Genomic DNA, 20,329 nt, shown 5'->3' with positions numbered 1-20,329 from the left:
TCATCATGGATGGCAATGGCCGCTGGGCGCGGGCGCGTGGATTGCCGCGCACGGTCGGCCATAACAGCGGGGCCGAGGCGGTTCGCCAGGCGGTCAAAGGGGCGGTGGCCTGCGGGGTCGAATATCTGACCCTGTTCGGTTTCTCGTCCGAAAACTGGAAGCGTCCCACCGCCGAAATCGACGACCTCATGGGGCTCCTGAAGCTCTATCTCAAGCGCGAGATTGAGGAACTGCACCAGAACGGCGTCCGCATGCAGGTCATCGGCGACCGCTCGCGTCTGGGCGCCGATGTGGTGGCTCTGATCGAGGCGGCCGAAGCCCGCACTGCCGGCAACGCCAGGCTGACCCTCACCATCGCGCTGAGCTACGGCGCGCGCGCGGAAATCGTCCTCGCCGCCAAGCGCCTGGCCGAAGCCGTGCAGCGTGGCGAACTCAAGGCCGGGGATGTCGACGAAGCGCGTTTCGAGCGTTTTCTCTTCACCGCCGACATGCCGGACCCCGATCTTCTCATCCGCACCAGCGGCGAAAAGCGCATCAGCAACTTCCTGCTGTGGCAATGCGCCTATGCCGAATTCGTCTTTCTCGAAAAGCATTGGCCCGATTTCGGCCAGGACGACATGAAATCCGCCATCGCGGAGTTCCATGGCCGGAACCGGCGTTATGGCGCCACCGAGTAAGAAGGCCAGCAACCTCGCCGTACGCATCGCGTCGGCCCTGGTGCTGATCCCGGTCGTCCTGGTCGCCGCCTATTTCGGCCACCCCTGGTTCGACGCCCTCGTCATCCTCTTCGCCGCCGTCATGGCCTGGGAATGGGCCCGCATCGCCGGCAGACGACGCAACCCGGACGATCCCAGCCCCGGGGCGCGGTTGCAGGTGAGCGACTGGGCGTCTGCCGGTCTCCTGTCCGTCGGCATCGTGCTTGCTGCGCTGCTGATCGACCGCTTTCCCGACATCTTCCCCTTGGGCATTCCTGGCTGGGAGCTGATTCTCATCGGTGCCGTTATTGCCGTTCTGGTGACAGGGCCCAAGCACCGGCTTCGGGCACTCTGGTTCGGGCTCGGCATCCTCTATGTCGCCGTTCCATCCATGGCCATCCTCTGGGTTCGCGACGATCCGGTGACGGGGCAGGGGATCGAGCTCCTCGCCTGGATCCTGGCCCTCGTCATCGTCACCGATACCGGCGCCTATGCCGCCGGCCGGTCGATCGGCGGGCCGAGGCTTGCCCCGGCCATCTCGCCCAACAAGACCTGGGCGGGGCTCTTCGGCGGCATGGTTTCGGCAGCCATTGTCGGGTTTATCGCCGGATTGTGGCTGGATCTCTCAAGTCCCTGGAAATTAATGATTTTGAGCGGCGGGCTGGCTGTGATAGAGCAGATCGGCGACCTTCTCGAATCCGCCTTCAAACGGCGCTTTGGCGTGAAGGACAGCAGCCATATAATCCCGGGGCATGGGGGCGTGCTGGACCGGGTTGATGGCTTGCTCGCGGTATCGGTTGCCGTGGCGGCGTTGGACTATTTTGGCGAAGGTAGTGTGCTCTCATGGTTATGACTGGAACGGTGACGGAGTTCCGTGCTCCGGCGATAGGCCCCCGCAGCGTCACGGTTCTGGGTTCGACCGGGTCGGTCGGCTGCAACACCATCGACATGATCGAGCGCAATCCAGGTGCCTACCGGGTCGAGGCGCTGACCGCCCATAACAATGTCGATCTGCTGATCGAACAATCCCTGCGGCTGAAGCCGCGCCTGGCCGTCACCGGCAATCCGGAGAATTACGAGAAGCTGAAAGCGGCCCTGGCCGGAACCGGCATCGAAGCCGCCGCCGGCCGCGCCGCCGTCATCGAAGCGGCCGAACGCCCCGCCGAATGGGTGATGGCTTCGATCGTCGGTGCTGCTGGGCTTGAGCCGACCCTGGCCGCCGTCCGCCGTGGCGCCCTCATCGGCCTGGCCAACAAGGAGACGCTGGTCTGCGCCGGGTCGCTCATGATGAAGGAGGTGGCCAAGCACAAGGCCACCATGCTGCCGGTCGATTCCGAGCACTCGGCCATCTTCCAGGTGTTCGACTTCGACAAGATTCCGGCGATCGAGAAGATCATCCTTACCGCCTCCGGAGGTCCGTTCCGCACCAAATCTTTCGCCGAGATGACGGCCATGACCCCGGCCCAGGCGGTCGCCCATCCCAACTGGTCGATGGGCGCCAAGATCTCGGTCGATTCCGCTTCCATGATGAACAAGGGCCTCGAACTCATCGAGGCGCATCATCTGTTCGGCCTGCCGGAAGAGCAGATCGACATACTGGTGCACCCGCAATCGGTCATCCATTCCATGGTCGCCTATCGCGACGGCTCGGTGCTGGCGCAGCTCGGCACCCCCGACATGCGCACGCCCATTGCCTACGCGCTCGGCTGGCCCAACCGGATCGAGGCGCCGTCGGCGCGCCTGGACTTCGTCAAGATCGCGCAGTTCACTTTCGAAGCGCCTGATCCTGAACGATTCCCAGCACTCCGGCTGGCGCGTGCGGCGCTCAGGGCCGGCGGGCGGGCACCGACCATCCTCAATGCGGCGAACGAGATTGCCGTGGCAGCCTTCCTGGCGAGCGAGATCCGCTTCACCGACATCGCCGCCGTGGTCGAAACGGTTCTCGAAAAGCTGCCGGTGGGCACGCTGACCAGCATCGACGATGTGCTGGCAACCGATGGCGAGGCCCGGAAGGTGGCCGGGGCCGAGGTGGCGGCGCGGCGCAAAAACAGCTAGGCCGGATCGGCTAAGCCAGTGGCGAGACGGACAGATTTTCTGACAGGCAAAGGTCAGAAAGCTGTCCCATAACGGGTTACGGTAGCAGGGAGCGAAGTTGGCATGGACATCGTCGAGATTTTCTCGCCCAAAAGCTTGATATTTCTTGCTCTTTTGACGCCGCTGGTGTTCGTCCATGAACTTGGCCATTTCCTGGTGGCGCGCTGGTGCGGGGTGAGGGTCGAGGTGTTTTCGATCGGCTTCGGCCGCGAGCTTTTCGGCTTTACCGACCGTCATGGGACGCGCTGGAAATTCAGCCTGCTGCTCCTGGGCGGATATGTCCGCATGTTCGGCCAGGCACCCAACGAGCTGGAAGGCGGCGAGAAGCCGGCTGCCATGCTGCCGGAGGAAAAGGCGGTCTCCTTCATGCACAAGAGCGTCGGCCGGCGCGCCGCCATCGTCGCCGCCGGCCCTGCCGCCAATTTCATTTTCGCGATCCTCGTCCTCACGGCCCTCTATTGGGGTTTCGGCAAGCAATCGACATCGCCGTTGATCGACGAGATCAGCCCCGGTTCGGCGGCGGAGGAAACGGGGTTGCTCCCGGGCGACAGGATCGTGGCCCTCAACGACCATCGGATTGCGACCTTCGAAGAGATTGCCGAATTCATCCAGCTCAATCTCGACCAGCCGCTGCGGGTCACCGTTGAGCGGAACGGGGCTGAGCAGACGATGGCGGCCACGCCCAGGATCATCGTGCAGAAGGACATCATGGGCCGGGACGTGCGTGTGGCGCGTCTCGGCGTGATAAGCAAGCATGGTGGACCGAAAGTGCAACTCGGGCCGCTTGAGGCTGCGCGCGCGGCGGTCAGCTATGCCTACAACCAGACCATCAACATGCTGCAGGGACTGTGGCAGATGATCTCGGGCGTTCGGCCCGCCAGCGAGATTGGCGGTGTTCTGCGGATCGCTACCCTTTCCAGCGCCGTGGCGGACATCGGCCTTTACGAACTGACGATTTGGGCGGTGATGCTGTCCCTCAATCTTGGGCTGATCAATCTTTTCCCCGTCCCGATGCTGGACGGCGGGCATCTTGCCTATTACGCGGTCGAGGCGGCGCGAGGGCGGCCATTGAGCGAGGGCGCCCAGGAATGGGGCCTGAAAATCGGCCTCGCCATGGTACTTAGCCTCATGTTATTTGCCACATGGAATGACTTGGTTTATCTGAAAGTCGTCGATTTTTTCCATGGGCTCTTCACCTGATCGGATGATGCGTAAAATGGCTTTTTTGCGTACGCTGCTTTGCGCCCCGAGAGGGATTGCCGGTACTTCCCGCACTGTTCTGCGGGCCTTGCTGCTGGTGGCGTTGCTGGCAACCAGCCTGGGTGCGGTGGATCGCGCGGCGGTGGCCCAGTCGATCAGCGCCGGCGACCCGATCCAGGAAATCCGCATCGAGGGCAGCCAGCGAATCGAGCCGGACACGGTGCGCAGCTACATGGCGATCAACCCGGGCGATCCGTTCGACGCCAAGGCCATCGACCGGGCGCTCAAGAACCTGTTCGCCACCGGCCTCTTCGCCGACGTGAATTTCCGGCGCGAGAACAATTCGCTGATCGTGCAGGTGACGGAAAACCCGATCATCAACCGCATCGCTTTCGAAGGAAACGACCGGCTGGAAGACGACCAGCTGCAGACCGAAATCCAGCTGCGCCCGCGCGTGGTCTATACGCAGCAGCGCGTCCAGTCGGATGTGAAGCGGCTCCTCGACCTCTACCGCCGCAACGGCCGCTTCGCCGCGACGGTCGACCCCAAGGTCATCAAGCTGGACCAGAACCGCGTCGATCTGGTCTTCGAAATCAACGAAGGCGACACGACCGATATCGAGCGCATCGATTTCGTCGGCAACAAGGTCTTCGACGACAGCGATCTGCGCGATGTGGTCATTACCCGCGAAAGCGCGTGGTTCCGTTTCCTCAGCAGCAGCGACACCTACGATCCCGACCGCTTGACGGTCGATAAGGAGAATCTGCGCAAATTCTATCTCGAGGAAGGCTACGCCGATTTCCGCGTCATCTCGGGCGTGGCGGAGCTGTCGCCGGACCAGGAGGCCTTTTTCATCACCTTCACGGTGGAAGAGGGCGAGCGTTACAAGCTCGGCAAGGTCGAAATCAAATCGACCCTCAAGGATCTCGATCCGGAGACCCTCTGGCCCGAGGTGCTGACGGCGGAAGGTGATTGGTACAATGCCACCCTCGTCGACAAGTCGGTGCAGGCGATCGCCGATCAGGTCGGCAGCCTGGGCTACGCTTTCGTCGATGTGCGCCCGCGCATCAAGCGCGATGCCGAGAACCATGTCCTCGACCTTACCTACGACATTCAGGAAGGGCCGAAGGTCTATGTCGAGCGCATCGAGATCACTGGCAACATCCGCACCCAGGATAAGGTGATCCGCCGCGAATTCCGTCTGGCGGAAGGCGATGCCTTCTCGACCGCGAAGATGAAACGGACCGAGCAGCGGCTGCGCAATCTGGGCTTCTTCGAGGCGGTCGACATCCAGACGACGCCGGGCAGTGCGCCGGACAAGACCGTCATCAAGGTCAAGGTAGCCGAGCAATCGACCGGCGAACTTACCTTCGGCGCCGGCTTCTCCACCGCCGACGGTCCCTTGGGCAATGTCGGCGTGCGCGAGCGCAACCTGCTTGGCAAGGGCCAGGATCTCAGGGCCAATTTCACCCTGTCCGGCAAGCGCTCGCAGGTCGATGTCAGCTTCACCGACCCCTATTTTCTCGACAAGGAATTGTCGGCCGGTGTCGACCTGTTCCATCGCCGCTATAACGATGTGCGCGGCGACAATTACGATCTGGCGCAAAGCGGCTTCGGCCTGCGCATGGGTTATGAACTGACGGAATATACCCGCCAGACCCTGGGTTTCCGCGTCAGCGCGGACAAGATTTCCGATGTCGACAACGACCTCTCGGAGGCCATTCAGGACGAGAAGGGCTATACGCTGCGCAATACCCTGAGCTCGGACATCATCTACGATCGCCGCGACAATGCGATGGATCCGCGCGATGGCTATTTCCTGGCTCTGTCGAACGATTTGATTTCGATCCATCCGGATTTCAAGGATCAGGAATTCAACTTCCAGACCGTGGTGCGCGGCGGCTATTTCTATCCGATCACCGACGATGTCTCGATCGGCCTGTCGGCCGAAGCCGGCTATATCAGGCCGCTCGGCAGCGGCAGCGTACGCGTGACGGACGCCTTTACCCTGGGCGGCCAGACCTTGCGCGGCTTCGAATCGTCGGGCGTGGGCCCGCGCGATGCGGATACCAATGACTCGCTGGGCGGCCAGTTGCTCTTCGACGGCACGCTGCAGGCGAGCTTTCCGGTCGGCCTGCCGGAGGAATTCAACGTCCGTGCCCGCGCTTTCACCGATTTCGGTACGCTGACCGAGACGGATCTAAGCAGCAATGTCGACATTGATGACGATGCAAGCCTGCGTGTCTCGGCCGGTCTGGGTCTCACCTGGGTGTCGCCATTCGGGCCGATTGCCGTCGATGTGGCCTATCCGCTCATGAAGGAGAGTTACGACAATACGGAATGGTTCCGTTTCAGTGTCGGTACCTCGTTCTAAGTTTTAATCGTTTGTTTAGTGGAGTTACGCGCGTGTTCAAATTCCCAAAAATGACGAAGGCCGCCTTGGTCCTCGCCGCGGCGCTGGTCGTGATGTCGCCGCTCAAGCCGACGTTTGCGCAGGAAGCTGCTCCGGCGCCGGCGGCTACCATTCCGGTTGCCATTGGTATCGTCAATGTGCAGCAGGTCGTTTCCAAATCGACCGCCGGCCAGTCGCTGAAAAAGCAGGCAGATGCCCGCCGCAAGCAGAACCAGGCCGATCTGCTGGCCGAGGAGAAGAAGCTGCGTGCCGAGAACGACCAGATCAACGCCCAGCGCGCCACGCTGAGCCCCGCAGACTTCACGGCCAAGCAGCAGGCGTTCCAGCAGAAGCTCAATGCCTGGCGCCAGGGAGCCGAGCAGAAGCAGAAGGCTTTCGAGACTTCCTACAACAAAGCGCAGAAGACGATCTTCGAGACCCTGCAGAAGGTGATTGGCGATATCGCCGTTCAGAAGCGGCTGACCTTGGTTCTTAATAAATCTGTCGTAATCGTCAGTGCTCAAGCCTGGGATATCAGTGACTCGGCCCTGGCGCAGCTGAACAAGGTTCTGCCCGCGGTTAAAATGTAGCTGGCAGAGGTCGGGCCGCAACGGCCCGTCATGCTTGGCGCCGCCACTTTGGGCGGCGCGGATTGTTTGCGGGGATTCGGGGAAGGGTTTCTGGATGGCGGAGCAAGTGCCAGCGGGCGGTGTCATCGATATAGCGTCGATCATGCGCATGATCCCGCATCGCTATCCGTTCCTGCTCATCGACCGGGTCATCGATGTTGTTTCGGGCGAGAGCGCCACGGGCATCAAGAACGTCACGGTCAACGAGCCCTTCTTTCCTGGCCACTTCCCCGGCGCCCCGGTCATGCCGGGCGTGCTCATCGTCGAGGCGATGGCGCAGACGGCGGCCGTCATCGCGGTGCATGCCCTGGGCGCGGAAGCCGAAGGCAAGATCGTGCTGTTCATGAGCATCGACGATTGCCGCTTCCGCCGGCCGGTGACGCCCGGCGATCAGTTGCGCCTTGAGGTGAAGAAGGACCGCGCCCGCGGTCCGGTCTGGCGCTTCATGGGCACCGCCAAGGTCGACGGCCAGGTCGTCGCCGAAGCCACCTTCGCCGCGATGATCCGGGATAGATAAGGGCGGTGTTATTCACTAGCCCCTCACCCCAACCCCTCTCCCCGGAGGGGCGAGGGGCTTTATCCCGTTCTCGCTCGAAACTCCCTCGCCCCGCTTGCGGGGAGAGGGGCGGGTGAGGGGTATGAATTGGGACACTGAAGTTTCCTAAACGCCCACCATCCACCGCGTCAGAAAGAAGACCGCCATGCCGATGAGGATCGTCGGCATCAGCTTCTTCCATTTCCAGCTCACGATCGCCGCCACCACGGCGCCGACGAGATAGGGATTCATGTAGGTCAGCTGAATGCCCTGATCGGCGTCGGGATAGAGCGTTGCCGGCACGATGATGGCGGTCAGCACGGCGACCGGCACGAAAGCCAGCGCGCGTTCGACCAGGGGTGGAAAGCGTACATGGTCGGCGAAGAGATAGACCGGCCAGCGGATGGCGAGGTTGATGAGCGCCATGCCGGCGATCATCAGGGCGATTTCAAGCGCGCTCATGACAGCACCCTTTCGCCGCGCGATCTGCGCCGGCGCCATTCCTGCGCAACCAGTCCGGCGAGAATTCCGGCAAGGGCGCCGAGCATCAGGCCCAGTTTGTAGGGCAGCGCGTTGCCGAGCGTCGCCACCGTGCCGGCGACGATGGCGGCGAGCACGAACGGGCTCGAGCGCAAGGCGGGCATGACGATGCCGGTGAAGGTGACGATCATGGCGAATTCGAGGCCCCAATTCCTCACCGCAGGGAATTCGGTGCCGAGCACGATGCCGATGAATGTCCAGAACTGCCAATTGAGATACATGCCCAGGCACGAGGCGAAATAGTACCAATGCGCATTGGGCCCGCCGCCTTCCTCGCGGTAGCGGCGTTCCATCACGGCGAAGGTCTCGTCGGTGAGCAGCGCCGATAGGCCGAAGCGCCAGGTCTGATTGAGATGCCGCACATGGTCGACCAGCGTCGCCGCGTAAAGGAGGTGACGCAGGTTGAGAATCAGTGTGGCCAGCCAGATCACGCCGAGCGCCGAACCGGTGCCCAGCAGCAGGATGGCGATGAACTGCGCCGAGCCGGAGAAGACGAACAGCGACATGCCCATCACGGCCAATGGCGAAAGTCCGGCATTGGTGGCGAGCGTGCCGAAGATGATGCCGAAGGGAATGGCCGACACCATGAGCGGGAAGGTGGCGGCGAGGCCGCGCATGAACTCCGCTCCGGCCATGCTGCGGTCGGTCTTGGCGATATCGGTCATGGGATTCACACGATACCGTAGGAGCCGCCGGGCTGCGTGCGCAATATCTCCGCAATGCGCTGCAGGGCTACTTCCAGGATGCGCCGGTCGGCCGGCGCGCAGAGGCACAGCCGCACGCCGTTGGGGGCGTTGCGCGTCAATGAGAAGATGGTGGCGGGCGAAACGCCGACGCCCTTCAATCGCGCCTGCAGGGCGAAGCCGTCGGAGGTCCAGGCCTCCGGCAATTTCAACCAGACATGATAGCTCGATTCATCGCCGCAGATCTCCAGGCCGCTCAAGATCCGCCGCGCCATGCGCTGCCTTGCGATCGCTTCGATGCGGTGCGCTTCGGCAAGATCCATGCCGGTGCCGTCCTCGACCCAGTCGGCGGCGATTTCCGCCGTCAGGGGTGCAGCCATCCAGGTGGTCGAGCGGACCACTTGCGCGAAGCCGTCGAGGGCTCCTTCGGGAATGGCGAGATAGCCGACGCGCAAGCCCGGCGCCATGGATTTGGAGACGCTGGTGAAATAGTGCCCCAGTTCGGGTGCATGCGACGATAGCGGCTCGATATTCCGCGTGCCCAGCAGGAAGCCGTAGACATCGTCCTCGACGATCTTCACGCCGTGGCGGCGCGCAATCTCGGCCAGCGCCCGGCGCCGTTCCACCGACACGACGATGCCGGTCGGGTTGTGCATGTTGACGACGCAATAGAACGCCTTGGGCCGCAGGTTGATGCAGGCCATCTCGAACGCTTCCGGATCGACGCCGTCGGCATCCATTGCCACGCCGTGGAGGCGGATGCGCAGGAAGTCGGCAAGGCGCCGGAGGCCCGGATAGGTCATGCATTCGGTCACCACCACATCGCCCGGCTCGGTGATGGCGCCCAGCGCCGCCGTCATCGCATGCTGGCCGCCGGCGGTCACGATCACGCGCTCGGCCGAGACGGGGTAGCGCTGTTCGGAGAGCCAATGCGCGCCGGCCGCGCGGTGCCGCGGCAGGCCGACATGGTGATGATAGTCGAGCAGGGTGTCGATGCCGGGCCGGGCCGCAATGCGCTGCAGGGCAGTGGAGAGCAGGGCGTCATTGGCACGCGGCGTCGGGAAGTTGATGGAGAGGTCGATGAAGCCGCCGGCATCCACCTCGACTTCGCGGTCGAACGGCATCTCCGGACGTCGGCGCACATCCGGCCGGACGAAGGTGCCGCGCCCGACTTCGCCGCCGATGAGGCCGCGCCGCTCGGCTTCGGCATAGGCGCGCGTGACGGTGCCGACCGTGACGCCCAGCCGGTAGGCCAGCTCGCGATGCGTGGGCAGCCTTGTGCCTGGCGCCATGCGCTGCTGGCGGATGTCTTCGGAGAGCGCATCGGCGATCGCGAGATAGCGCGGTCCGGGGAAGGTGGAGAGATCGGGTTGCCAGTTTGTCATGGTGACAATGTAGCGATTGACTTGGTTCTGTGTCAAAACAATTATGCGATGACGGGTACAATGTTAAACAATGCCCCGTGCATCAAGCAATATGTCAGCATAGGAGAATTAAATGTCTCGATACAAATTGCCAGCCCTCGCGGACTTGCCGCATTTCGGCCGATCTAGTCATGGCGGGGCCACTTCCCTGCCGCGTCGCCTGCTCGCCTTCCTTTTCGATTGCCTGGAGATCCGCCGCCAGCGCCGCGCGCTGGAAGCACTGGACGAGCGCATGCTGAAAGATATCGGCATCAGCCGCTGCGACGTCGAAGCCGAAATCTCGCGCCCCTTCTGGCGATGACCGATAAAGGAGAGCCTTGATCATGAAGTACCCGATTTTCCAGGTAGATGCCTTCACCGACCGCGCCTTCGCCGGAAATCCGGCCGGGGTGATGCCGCTCAAAACCTGGCTCTCCGATCAAGCTCTCCAATCGATCGCCGCCGAAATGAACCTGGCCGAAACCGCCTTCTTCGTGCCGAAGGATGGCGGCTATCATCTGCGCTGGTTCACGCCGACGGTCGAGGTCAAGCTGTGCGGCCATGCCACCCTGGCATCGGCCTTCGTGCTCACCCGGCTGATCGATCCCGCGATCACGACGATGCGCTTCGACACGCTGTCCGGGCCGCTCAATGTGCGGGTGGACGGGGCGCGGTTCGAACTCGATTTCCCGGTGCTGAGCCATGAAGCCAACACGGACGCGACCCTTCCGGGGCGCATCGCCGAGGCGATTGGCCAGCAGCCGGTCGAAGTCGTCGTCAGCCCTGTTTACGATGCCTATCTGGCGCGGCTTGCCGACGTGGCCGCCGTGCGCGCGGCGACGCCGCGCCTTGCCGCCATCGAAGCGCTGGGGCGCGATCTCATCGTCACGGCCGAAGGCGGGCAGGAGGGTGTCGATTTCGTCAGCCGCTTCTTTGCGCCGCTGCACGGCATTCCGGAAGACCCGGTCACGGGCTCGTCGCATTGCGTGCTGGCGCCCTATTGGAAGAAGCGGCTGGGCAAGGACAGTTTCCACGCTCGGCAGGTCTCGCGGCGGGGCGGCGACCTGTGGCTCGCCCTGGCCGGCGAGCGGCTCAAGATCGCTGGTCACGCCGTCTGTGTGCTCAGTGGAGAAATAGAAGTAAATTAAAGACTTACGGCGAGAGACAGGGAGTAGCCGGCCAGCGCCGCGCGAGCCCCTCTCCGTTTCCCTGGCTGCTCTTGCACCGCGAAAGGCTTTGCGCTAATAGCCCTTGCCCAAGCGGTCATGCGATGGGGGCTCGCTGCCCTCGCACCTCGGTTGGGCTCACCTTGCGGATTTGCCGAGCCCGAACGAGCCATGACCAGCACGCCCACGAACAATGAAGGTGAGAAGTTCCTGCTGCCAGCGGGGCTGGGCGACGGCCTGCCGCCGGAAGCGGGGTTCGAGGCCGCCATCGTCGAGCGCCTGGTCGGAAGCTTCGCGCGCTGGGGCTATGAGCGCGTCAAACCGCCCTTGATCGAATTCGAGGCTTCGCTCCTCGCCGGCCCCGGCGAAGCCATGGCCGCGCATACCTTCCGCCTGATGGATCCGATCTCGCAGCGCATGATGGGCCTGCGCGCCGACATGACGCCGCAGGTCGGCCGCATCGCCGCCTCGCGCCTGCAGAACATGCCGCGCCCCTTGCGCCTTTCCTATGCCGGCCAGGTCCTGCGCGTGAAGGGCGAGCAGATGCGGCCCGAACGCCAGCTGGGCCAGGTCGGCGTCGAACTGATCGGCGCCGATGGCGCCGCCGCCGATGCCGAAGTGGTGCTTCTTGCCGTCGAGGCTCTGACGAGCCTGGGTGTCCCCGACCTTGCCGTCGACCTCAACGTGCCGCGCCTGGCGCCGAGCATTCTGCAGCATCTGCCGGCACCGCAGCGGGGCGACCTCATTGCGGCGCTCGACCGCAAGGATACCGCGCGCGTGGCCGAGCGCGCCGGCGAGCAGTCGGCGCTGCTCCAAGGATTGCTGCGCGCCGTGGGACCGGTCGAGACGGCCCTGCCGGTGCTGGAAAGCCTCAGCCTGCCGGCACAAGGCGCCGAGGTGCGCGCCAATCTCGCCGCCACCATCGCGCTCATCCGCAAGGCTGCGCCGGGTCTGACGCTCACCATCGACGTCACCGACCATCGCGGTTTCGAATATCACAGCGGTATCGCCTTCACTCTGCTGGGGCGGGGCGTGCGCGGCGAGTTCGGGCGCGGCGGGCGCTATGTCAATCATGCCGGCGAAGCGGCGACCGGCTTCTCGCTCTATCTCGATACCTTGCTCGCCACCCTGCCGATGCCGGCGGGATCCAAGCGCGTCTTCGTGCCTTTCGGTGCGGACGCCAAGGCGGCCTTGCACTTGCGCGCGGATGGCTGGGTAACGGTGCAGGGGCTGCAATCCGCCGACGCGCGCGCTGAAGCCACGCGTCTGCGTTGCTCTCATTTCCTGCAGGATGGCCAAGTCACGGCCACCGGCAACTGATCCTTAGAGGAATATCATGGCCAATGTAGCGGTAATCGGCTCGCAATGGGGCGACGAGGGCAAGGGCAAGATCGTCGACTGGCTTTCCGAGCGCGCCGATGTCGTCGTGCGCTTCCAGGGCGGCCACAATGCCGGCCATACGCTGGTCATCGGCGGCATCACCTACAAGCTCTCCCTGCTGCCCTCGGGCATCGTGCGGCCGGGCAAGCTGTCGGTCATCGGCAATGGCGTGGTGGTCGATCCCTGGCATCTCATCAAGGAGATGGAAGCCTTGCGCGGGCAGGGTGTGACCATCAATCCGGACAATCTGGTCGTGGCCGAGAATGCGGCGCTGATCCTGCCGCTGCATAGCGAGCTGGATAAATTGCGCGAGGGCGCCGCCGAAGGCACCGCCAAGATCGGCACGACGGGACGCGGCATCGGCCCGGCCTATGAGGACAAGGTGGCGCGCCGCGCCATTCGCGTCTGCGACCTCGCCGACAGCAAGGGCCTCGATGCCAAGGTCGAAAACCTGCTGCGCCATCACAATGCGCTGCTGAAGGGCATGGGGGCGCCGGCCGTGGACGGCGCCGAACTGCTGGCGAAACTGCGCGCCATCGCGCCGCAGATCGCACCGTTTGTGCGGCCCGTGTGGGAAATGCTGGATACCGCGCGCCGCCGCGGCGACCGCATCCTGTTCGAAGGCGCGCAGGGCGTGATGCTCGACGTCGATCACGGCACCTATCCCTACGTTACTTCCTCGAACACGGTGACGGGTCAGGCAGCGACCGGTTCGGGCATCGGCCCCTCCGGCATCGGCTATGTGCTGGGCATCACCAAGGCCTATACGACGCGTGTCGGTTCCGGTCCGTTCCCATCGGAACTCACCGACGAGATCGGCGAGTTGCTGGGGGCTCGCGGCAAGGAATTCGGTGTGGTGACGGGGCGCAAGCGCCGCTGCGGCTGGTTCGACGCCGCGCTCGTGCGCCGCGCCGCGAAGGTCGCCGGCATCAGCGGCATCGCCTTCACCAAGCTCGACGTGCTCGACGGCATGAAGGAACTGAAGATCTGCACCGGCTACGAGATCGACGGCAGGCCCTATGCCTATCTCCCCGCCGCCGCCGATCTGCAGGCGCGCGCCAGGCCGGTCTATGAGACGCTCGAGGGCTGGCAGGAATCGACGCAAGGCGCGCGTTCCTGGGCGCAGCTGCCGGCGACCGCGATCAAATATGTCCGCCGCGTCGAGGAGTTGATCGAAGCGCCCGTGGCGCTGCTCTCCACCAGCCCGGAACGCGACGACACGATTTTGGTGAAGGATCCGTTCGCGGATTGAGGGCAGCAGTCTTCGCTTCCGCCCCCCTCCCAACCCTCCCCCCTGAAGGTGGGAGGGCTTTTCTCTCATCTCCTCCAACCTTCAGGGGGGTGGGAGGGGGCGCTTCGGCGCGCTACATCTCTTCGGTGCCCATATTGAATGTCATCAACCAGGTGTAGTGGGCCTGATTGTTATTACTTTATCATTCGCATGATAATGAGAATTGATTCAAATTTTAGGAGAATGATGATAATCCAGATGTCATACTTAGGTATGTAAACCGCTAGTGGACTTACCAATTGTCACATTGACATTGTTGCCCCCGGTAACGATTTCAAAATTGTACGACAGTAGAATAGAGCTGTTCGCGATTTTGATGCGGCCTTTTCCGCAAATGTGAGCGAGTTTTTCGAATGACGGTCATGTCCGCCCTGCCGATTTCTTGTGTGCAATGCCCACGGTTGAAAACGGCCTTTTATCGAAGTGAAGAACAAACCCTTATCGAAATGGAGGGGTTGCGTACCGGGCACCGGCACTTTCCAGCCAAGCGCACGATCTACCGCGAGGGTGAAATCGCACCGGAGATGCTGATCATCTTCGATGGCTGGGCGTTCCGCTTCAAGCTGCTGGCCGGCGGGCGGCGCCAGATTCTTTCTTTCCTTCTGCCGGGCGATCCGATCAGCCTGCCTTTGCTCAGCAACGACCGCCTGTCCTTCTCGGTGCAATCGCTGACATCGGTTACCGCTTGCTCGTTCGAGCGCGGCAGCTTTGCCGATTTCGTGGCCGAGCATCCGGCGGTGGCGCGCCAGGCGCATGCGAGCTGCTATGCCGCCGCCTCCGCGGCGGATGAGCGCCTTACGGATCTCGGGCGCCGGTCGGCCTATGAACGTGTCGGCCGGCTCATTCTGGAACTGGTGACGCGCATGGAGGCGAAGGGCCTCCCGACCGGCAACCCGATGCTTTTCCCGCTGGGCCAGACGCATATCGCCGACGCGCTGGGGCTCACCTCGATTCACGCCGGCCGGGTTCTGCGCCGTTTCCGCAGGGAGGGCATTCTGTCGCTGCATCGCGGCCGGCTGGAAATCATGGATTGCGCGGCGCTCCGCCGCCTTTGATCAGCCGGCGGGCCGCCGCGGTACGACCAGTTTCGAGGTGAGGATCTGCAACACCTCGCCGCGCTGATTGCGCGTCTGGCTGCGCATCGTCGCCATGCCGCGCTCGGGCCGGGAGCGCGAGGGCACGACCTCAAGGATCTCACTGGTCACCTGCAGCACGTCGCCCGGCCGCGTCGCCTGCGGCCAGGATATCTCGGCGCCCGCCCCGATCAGCCCGCCGGCGATGCCTGGCTCGGTCGATGCCAGCAGCTTCATGGTGATCGCCGCCGTGTGCCAGCCGCTGGCGGCAAGGCCCTTGAAGAAAGTCGCCGCGGCCGCTTCCTCGTCGAGATGAAAGGGCTGCGGATCGAAGGCACGGGCGAAGGCCTTGATCTGCGCCGCATCCAGCGCATGCGTCGGGCTGACGAAGACCTGACCCACCTTCAGATCGTCGAGATAGAGAACGTCGCTCATGGGACGCCTCGGTAGATCTCGGCGCGGAAGCAATCGGCCAGCGCCTTGAGGTCCGGCCCCAAGACGCGCGATTGCGTCATCGGCGGGAAATGCCTGCGGATCGTCGCCAGCGTCTCCGCCAGGGCCGGGGGCGCCGCGCGCCCGGTCATATGGAATGCCTGCGAGGCGACGACGCCCAGCATGGCGAGTGCCGCTTCCAGGCATTGCCCCACTTCCTCCTGTCCTCTCCAGGCAAGGCCGGTGAGAGGCGAAACATCGTTCTGGCCGAAGCCGCCGGCCTCGCTGCCGGGCAGGAACGTGCGCTGCGCCGCGCGCCTGGCCTGTTCGGCATAGCCCACCTGCACGAAGCCGACGATGCCGATATAGGCCTCGTCCGCCGCCTGCAGCTGATCGGGCAACAGCGAATAGCGCCCGTCGAGCAGTTTGGTATTGTGCCGCTCGGCCAGGATGCACAGATCGGCCGCCGCCGCGCCGAGATTGTCGAGCGCCGGATAGGCGCGCGCATTGTGATAGCCGCCATTGCTGTAGACGCGCGGTCGAGGGTGCTGGGCGTCGGGCATCAGAAAGACCGGATTGTCCGTCACCGATTGCAGCGAGCCTTGCGCGATCTCCTCGGCCAGTGCCACGGCGCGGCGCATCTGGCCCAGCACGCGCGGCAGGATGCGGTAGGAGACCGGCGCCTGATAAGGCCGGCGCTCCGTGGCGCCGCCGGCGAGCAGATCGCGCAGCCGCTGCAGGGCCTGCGCCTCGTAGGGATCGCCCCACAGACCGTCGAAGGCTGCATCGTAGGCTTCAAGCGGCGCCTTGATCGCTTCGGCCGACAAGGCAAAGACCCGTTCCGCAAGGTCCAGCCGCCGCCGCATCGCCAGTGCCGCGTCGGCGATGAGGGCGCTCGCCGCGGGCGAACCGTTGATGAGGGAGAGCGCATCCTTCTCGCCCAGCGGGAATTCCTCGGCGAGGTCGACGATGAGCGGCGCCATCCACAGGATCTCGCCGGCGCCGCCCTGGCCGCTCAGGGAAACCTGGGGCAGGGCCGCATCGAGCAATCCCGCTACCCGGTCCGCCAAAGCAGGCGTGATCGCGGCGTGGCCCTCGATAAAATTGGCCAGCCGCGCCAGCACGATTCCGCGCGCCACCCGTTCCGGCGCCGGCGGCCCGAAGGCGACGGCGGCGCTGCGCGGCGGGCGCTGGGCGTGGGAACGCCTTGCCTCGCCGGTAAAGCGCTTATTGGCATGCTGGCCATAGCCGCTGGTGACGCCATAGACGGTGATGTCGGGATCGGTGTCGAGGAGGTGGATGAAGGCCCGTCGCGCCTCGGCCATCGCTTTCTGCGCAACCGGTCCCAGCCGCACGCCGGCACCCTCCCAGGCCACCCGCCGGTAGGCATCGAGGGTCAGGTCGGCGCGGCGGTTGAGTTCGAGCGGCATCGGGAGGCTCCTCGCGGGTTGCACCCAAGTGTTAATCGATTCGGCCGAGCTAATCGATTGTGTCCGCCACCGCCCCGGAGAGCGCCATCGGCGAACGCTACGCTGGGAACTTCCCCCGAAAATGCCTGTTGAGCCGCCGGAGCGGGGCATACACTGCGCCCGGGTACGGGGAGCCGGATGCCGATTCGCGGAGAATGAGCATGAATTTCAGACCATATCTTGCCGCCACCGTCCTGGCTGCGTCCCTTGCCGCCACGGCCCTGCTACCGGCCCAGGCCGCCGACGGCGTCAATGTCGGCGTCCTGGACTGCCGGGTGGGCGAGGGTGTGGGGTACATCATCGGCTCGAACCGCGCCGTCACCTGCGACTTCAACCGCGCCGATGGCACGGTCGAGCATTATCACGGCGAAATCCGCCGCTGGGGCCTCGATATCGGCTTCAGCCGGGAATCGCGCATGTTCTGGGGCGTGCTGGCCCCCGGCCATGTCGAACGGGGCGCTCTTGCCGGCACCTATGCCGGCGCAGGCGCCGACGTGGCGGCCGGCCTTGGCGTCGGGGCCAACGCCCTCTTCGGCGGCAGCGCCCGGCAGATCGCCCTGCAGCCCGTCACCGTCAATGGCAGCGTCGGTGTCAACGTCGCGGCCGGTGTCGCCAAGTTGACCTTGGCGGTCGGCAAATGACCGAACGGTCCTAGGATTCAGGTCTGCGCCTAACCCCTTATTAACCACTCCGGCATCAAATCTGCATATATGCTTGGACCGCTCCCGGATGCCGTCCGGGCGGCGGTCGTTTTTGCCTGGATGAGTAGGTCGCATGGCGGCTTTGAGCCTCAAGGAAGTGGTGGAACTGGGCGATCGCTACGAGATCGCGCCCGGACAGCGCCTGCCGGCCCACGATTGCGGCATGGCCGAAGCCTATGCGGCGACCGACCGGGTCGATGCCTCGCGCAAGATCTTTGCCCTCATCGCCCCGGGCCATCTCCCCAATCGCGGCCTTGGCATCGCGCCCACGCGCAATGCCGCCGGCGCCTATCTGATGTGGCCGGTGGCAGCCAGCATCGTCGACTGGCCGGTAGGCGTCGAGGGCGGCGAAATCCTCTGGGGGCGGCGCCCGGCCTTCATCTATTCGGTCCCGGTCGGCGAAAAGCTGCTGGGCGCCAACGGCCAGATTCCACAGCTCAACGAATCCCAGCTGCTCAAGAATTTCATCCAGCCGGCGATCCAGCTGCTGCGCGACCTGGTGCTGATGAACTGCCCGCACCGCGCCATCCGCCCGCAGAACATCTATTTCCAGAGCGGCAATGCCGGCGACGTCATGTTCGGCGATTGCCTGGCATCGCCCCCCGGCGGCGCCCAGCCGGTGGCCTTCGAGACCGTCGACAGCGCCATGTCCGACCCGATCGGCCGCGGCATCGGGTCGATCGCGGACGATATCTATGCGATCGGCGTTACCGCGCTCATGCTCTATCTGGGGCGCGATCCGGTCGCCAGCTTCAGTGACGAGCAGATCATCAACGCCAAGATCAATTCCGGCTCCTTCTCGACCATGGCCGGGGGCGAGAAGCTGGCGCCAAGCCTTGCCGAAATGTTTCGCGGCATGCTGTGCGACAAGGTCTCCGACCGCTGGACCATCAAGCATCTCGAAGGCTGGATGACGGGCGCGCATTTCAATCCGACCCTGCCCAGCATTCCCCAGCGTTCTTCGCGGCCGCTGAAGTTCTGCGGCGGCGAATATCTCAACAAGCCGGCCCTGGCGCATGCCATGTCGCGGCACTGGAACGATGCCATCGTGCTGCTGGCCGGCGGCGATTTCGACAATTGGTACAAGCGCGGTTTCGGCGACGAGAAGGCGCCGGACAAGATGATGCGCATCCAGGGCCTCTCCGCCGCCTACGGTTCGCAATCGGGTATCCGCGACCGCACCGTGGCGCGCTTCATCATCCACATGGGCGGGCACCTGCCGCTTTGCTACAAGGACATCCGCACCACGCTGATGGGCATGGGCTCGATGCTGTCGCATTATTACGAACGCAAGGAGCAGGTGCAGCAGATCGCCGAAATGATGCATGCGCGCCTGCCGCATGCCTGGTTCGAGGAACAGCCCAACCTGCGTCCCGAGCAGATGCAGCTCCGGCGCTCGCTGGAAATCATCGACAAGGTGATCGACCGGCAGGCACCCGGCTATGGCATCGAGCGCGTGCTCTACGAACTCGATCGCGGCACGCCGTGCAAATCGCCGCTTATCGCCGACTATTACGTGGTCGATATCGCCGACCTGCTGCCGGCGATAGATGCCGCGATTCCAGGGGCACCGCACGGCACCCTGCCGATCGACCGGCATATCGCCGCCTTCATCGCGACCAACATGAAGCGCTCGATGGATAACGAGCTGATCGGGCTGGCCAACCGCGCCGACGACATCACCTATCGCACCGCGATCCTGCGCTTGCTGGCCATCGTGCAGCGGGTCAATCAGCAATACGAGCTGCCGCGCCTGACGCAGGTCGTCATCGAGATGCTGGAGCCCGTCATCGCCGCCTTCCACAATACCGGCATGCGCGAGCATATCCGCGGCCAGGTCGATGGGTTCGCCAAGGATTGCCGCTTCGACGAGATGCTGCTGCTGCTCGACGGCGAAGGCTCGCTGCGTCGTGCCGACAATGACGGCTTCGCGCAGGCGGTGCAGGAATATGCCCATCTCGAACGCGGCCGTACCTGGCTCGCCAATGGCGGCCTCACCGACACCACGCGCGTGCGCGGCATCGCGCACAAGGCGGCGGCGATGACGGCGACGCTGGCCTGTTCGGCGAGCCTTGCCGCCTATGGCCTCTATGCCGTGATGTTCTAGGGGGAGACGGCGATGAAGGATATTCGTCATGGCTGGTAATGCCGGCGCCAATGCGGGCGGCCAGGCCGGCATCAAGCCCTGGGTCCTGGTCATCCCGGTCCTGCTGATCGGCCTCGTCTTCCTGCCCACCGCCATTGTCGTCGGCATCGGCATGATTCCGACCCTGGTGGCGCGCGTCGTCGACACGTCGCAGGGCAAGCGCCTCTCCATTACCGTGGGCGGCTTCAACCTCATCGGCTGTCTCTACTTCGTGAACCGGATCTGGGCCGCGGGCCAGGGCATGGGCGATATCCAGCCGACCCTGGCCGACAGTTTCGGCTGGCTCTACGCCTTGCTCGGCGCCGGCATCGGCTGGGTCGTCTTCGGCTTCATGCCCTCGATCATCGGCAAGATCGCCCAGACCCAGACCGCCTTGCGAGTCCGCAGCCTCACCAAGGACCAGGACCGCCTCGTCGAAGATTGGGGCGAAGCCGTGCGCGGGATCTATGCGGTGCGGCCGGTCGGGAAAGAAGAAGGCGAGGGCTGAGGGCCGCGGCCTT

At 64.3% G+C, this 20,329-nt stretch carries 20 protein-coding genes; 15 read left to right on the top strand and 5 right to left on the bottom strand.

Going from position 1 to position 20,329, the window contains the following annotated elements:
- The first annotated feature begins 5 nt into the window (after nt 1–5).
- The 7 genes from uppS to fabZ all read left to right on the top strand — a co-directional run bounded on the left by uppS (nt 6) and on the right by fabZ (nt 7,527).
- Nucleotides 6–677 (top strand): polyprenyl diphosphate synthase, encoded by a 672-nt coding sequence (gene uppS, locus ACE3TY_RS06020; protein WP_374652036.1) that lies wholly within the window; start codon nt 6–8, stop codon nt 675–677.
- Nucleotides 661–1,548, top strand: a complete 888-nt coding sequence (locus tag ACE3TY_RS06015) for a phosphatidate cytidylyltransferase (protein ID WP_374651828.1) — start codon at nt 661–663, stop codon at nt 1,546–1,548. Before uppS ends, ACE3TY_RS06015 begins: the two co-directional genes overlap by 17 nt.
- Nucleotides 1,539–2,750 (top strand): 1-deoxy-D-xylulose-5-phosphate reductoisomerase, encoded by a 1,212-nt coding sequence (locus ACE3TY_RS06010; protein ID WP_374651826.1) that lies wholly within the window; start codon nt 1,539–1,541, stop codon nt 2,748–2,750. Before ACE3TY_RS06015 ends, ACE3TY_RS06010 begins: the two co-directional genes overlap by 10 nt.
- Nucleotides 2,751–2,852: 102 nt before the next feature.
- A complete protein-coding gene (locus ACE3TY_RS06005; protein ID WP_374651825.1) occupies nt 2,853–3,989 on the top strand; it encodes an RIP metalloprotease in 1,137 nt (378 codons plus the stop codon).
- A gap of 16 nt (nt 3,990–4,005) precedes the next feature.
- Nucleotides 4,006–6,363 (top strand): outer membrane protein assembly factor BamA, encoded by a 2,358-nt coding sequence (gene bamA / locus ACE3TY_RS06000; RefSeq protein WP_374651823.1) that lies wholly within the window; start codon nt 4,006–4,008, stop codon nt 6,361–6,363.
- Between the two features lie 65 nt (nt 6,364–6,428).
- Nucleotides 6,429–6,971, top strand: a complete 543-nt coding sequence (locus ACE3TY_RS05995; protein WP_374651821.1) for an OmpH family outer membrane protein — start codon at nt 6,429–6,431, stop codon at nt 6,969–6,971.
- 94 nt (nt 6,972–7,065) lie between these two features.
- Nucleotides 7,066–7,527: a 3-hydroxyacyl-ACP dehydratase FabZ gene (gene fabZ, locus ACE3TY_RS05990; RefSeq protein ID WP_374651819.1), complete on the top strand. Its 462-nt coding sequence runs from the start codon at nt 7,066–7,068 to the stop codon at nt 7,525–7,527.
- 144 nt (nt 7,528–7,671) lie between these two features.
- Here fabZ and ACE3TY_RS05985 read toward each other — a convergent pair whose 3' ends face one another.
- The 3 genes from ACE3TY_RS05985 to ACE3TY_RS05975 are packed head-to-tail and all read right to left on the bottom strand — an operon-like array spanning nt 7,672 to nt 10,189.
- Nucleotides 7,672–8,007, bottom strand: coding sequence for an AzlD domain-containing protein (locus ACE3TY_RS05985; protein ID WP_374651817.1), 336 nt, complete (start codon nt 8,005–8,007; stop codon nt 7,672–7,674).
- A complete protein-coding gene (locus ACE3TY_RS05980; protein ID WP_374651815.1) occupies nt 8,004–8,750 on the bottom strand; it encodes an AzlC family ABC transporter permease in 747 nt (248 codons plus the stop codon). Before ACE3TY_RS05980 ends, ACE3TY_RS05985 begins: the two co-directional genes overlap by 4 nt.
- 5 nt (nt 8,751–8,755) lie before the next feature.
- The gene (locus tag ACE3TY_RS05975) at nt 8,756–10,189 is read right to left on the bottom strand and encodes a PLP-dependent aminotransferase family protein (protein ID WP_374651813.1); all 1,434 of its coding nucleotides are present in this window, start codon (nt 10,187–10,189) and stop codon (nt 8,756–8,758) included.
- Between the two features lie 76 nt (nt 10,190–10,265).
- On the opposite strand from ACE3TY_RS05975, the gene ACE3TY_RS05970 reads away from it, so the two are divergent.
- The 5 genes from ACE3TY_RS05970 to ACE3TY_RS05950 all read left to right on the top strand — a co-directional run bounded on the left by ACE3TY_RS05970 (nt 10,266) and on the right by ACE3TY_RS05950 (nt 15,063).
- The gene (locus ACE3TY_RS05970; protein ID WP_374651811.1) at nt 10,266–10,493 is read left to right on the top strand and encodes a DUF1127 domain-containing protein; all 228 of its coding nucleotides are present in this window, start codon (nt 10,266–10,268) and stop codon (nt 10,491–10,493) included.
- Between the two features lie 22 nt (nt 10,494–10,515).
- On the top strand, nt 10,516–11,319 hold the full coding sequence (locus tag ACE3TY_RS05965; RefSeq protein WP_374651809.1) for a PhzF family phenazine biosynthesis protein: 804 nt from the start codon (nt 10,516–10,518) through the stop codon (nt 11,317–11,319).
- 189 nt (nt 11,320–11,508) lie between these two features.
- Nucleotides 11,509–12,657 (top strand): ATP phosphoribosyltransferase regulatory subunit, encoded by a 1,149-nt coding sequence (locus tag ACE3TY_RS05960; protein WP_374651807.1) that lies wholly within the window; start codon nt 11,509–11,511, stop codon nt 12,655–12,657.
- Nucleotides 12,658–12,673: 16 nt separating this feature from the next.
- Nucleotides 12,674–13,969 carry an adenylosuccinate synthase gene (locus ACE3TY_RS05955; RefSeq protein WP_374651806.1) on the top strand — a complete coding sequence of 432 codons (1,296 nt, stop codon included), beginning with the start codon at nt 12,674–12,676 and terminating at the stop codon, nt 13,967–13,969.
- Nucleotides 13,970–14,454: 485 nt separating this feature from the next.
- Nucleotides 14,455–15,063, top strand: a complete 609-nt coding sequence (locus ACE3TY_RS05950) for a Crp/Fnr family transcriptional regulator (RefSeq protein WP_374651804.1) — start codon at nt 14,455–14,457, stop codon at nt 15,061–15,063.
- On the opposite strand, the gene ACE3TY_RS05945 is transcribed toward ACE3TY_RS05950, so the two are convergent.
- Both ACE3TY_RS05945 and ACE3TY_RS05940 read right to left on the bottom strand, forming a co-directional pair.
- On the bottom strand, nt 15,064–15,516 hold the full coding sequence (locus ACE3TY_RS05945; RefSeq protein ID WP_374651802.1) for a MaoC family dehydratase: 453 nt from the start codon (nt 15,514–15,516) through the stop codon (nt 15,064–15,066). It lies immediately after the preceding gene.
- Nucleotides 15,513–16,943, bottom strand: a complete 1,431-nt coding sequence (locus ACE3TY_RS05940) for an aromatic amino acid lyase (protein WP_374651800.1) — start codon at nt 16,941–16,943, stop codon at nt 15,513–15,515. Before ACE3TY_RS05940 ends, ACE3TY_RS05945 begins: the two co-directional genes overlap by 4 nt.
- Before the next feature lie 200 nt (nt 16,944–17,143).
- Here ACE3TY_RS05940 and ACE3TY_RS05935 point away from each other — a divergent pair, with 200 nt between their 5' ends.
- From ACE3TY_RS05935 to ACE3TY_RS05925, 3 genes are all read left to right on the top strand, one after another.
- Entirely contained in the window at nt 17,144–17,623 is a 480-nt protein-coding gene (locus ACE3TY_RS05935) for a DUF992 domain-containing protein (RefSeq protein WP_374651798.1), read from the top strand.
- 133 nt (nt 17,624–17,756) lie between these two features.
- The gene (locus ACE3TY_RS05930) at nt 17,757–19,790 is read left to right on the top strand and encodes a hypothetical protein (protein WP_374651797.1); all 2,034 of its coding nucleotides are present in this window, start codon (nt 17,757–17,759) and stop codon (nt 19,788–19,790) included.
- A 28-nt stretch (nt 19,791–19,818) separates the two neighbouring features.
- Nucleotides 19,819–20,316, top strand: a complete 498-nt coding sequence (locus ACE3TY_RS05925; RefSeq protein ID WP_374651795.1) for a hypothetical protein — start codon at nt 19,819–19,821, stop codon at nt 20,314–20,316.
- Nucleotides 20,317–20,329 lie beyond the last annotated feature (13 nt).

This window comes from Dongia sp., assembly GCF_041918875.1.
Lineage (GTDB): Bacteria > Pseudomonadota > Alphaproteobacteria > Dongiales > Dongiaceae > Dongia.
This window is presented reverse-complemented; position numbering and strand designations above follow the sequence as displayed.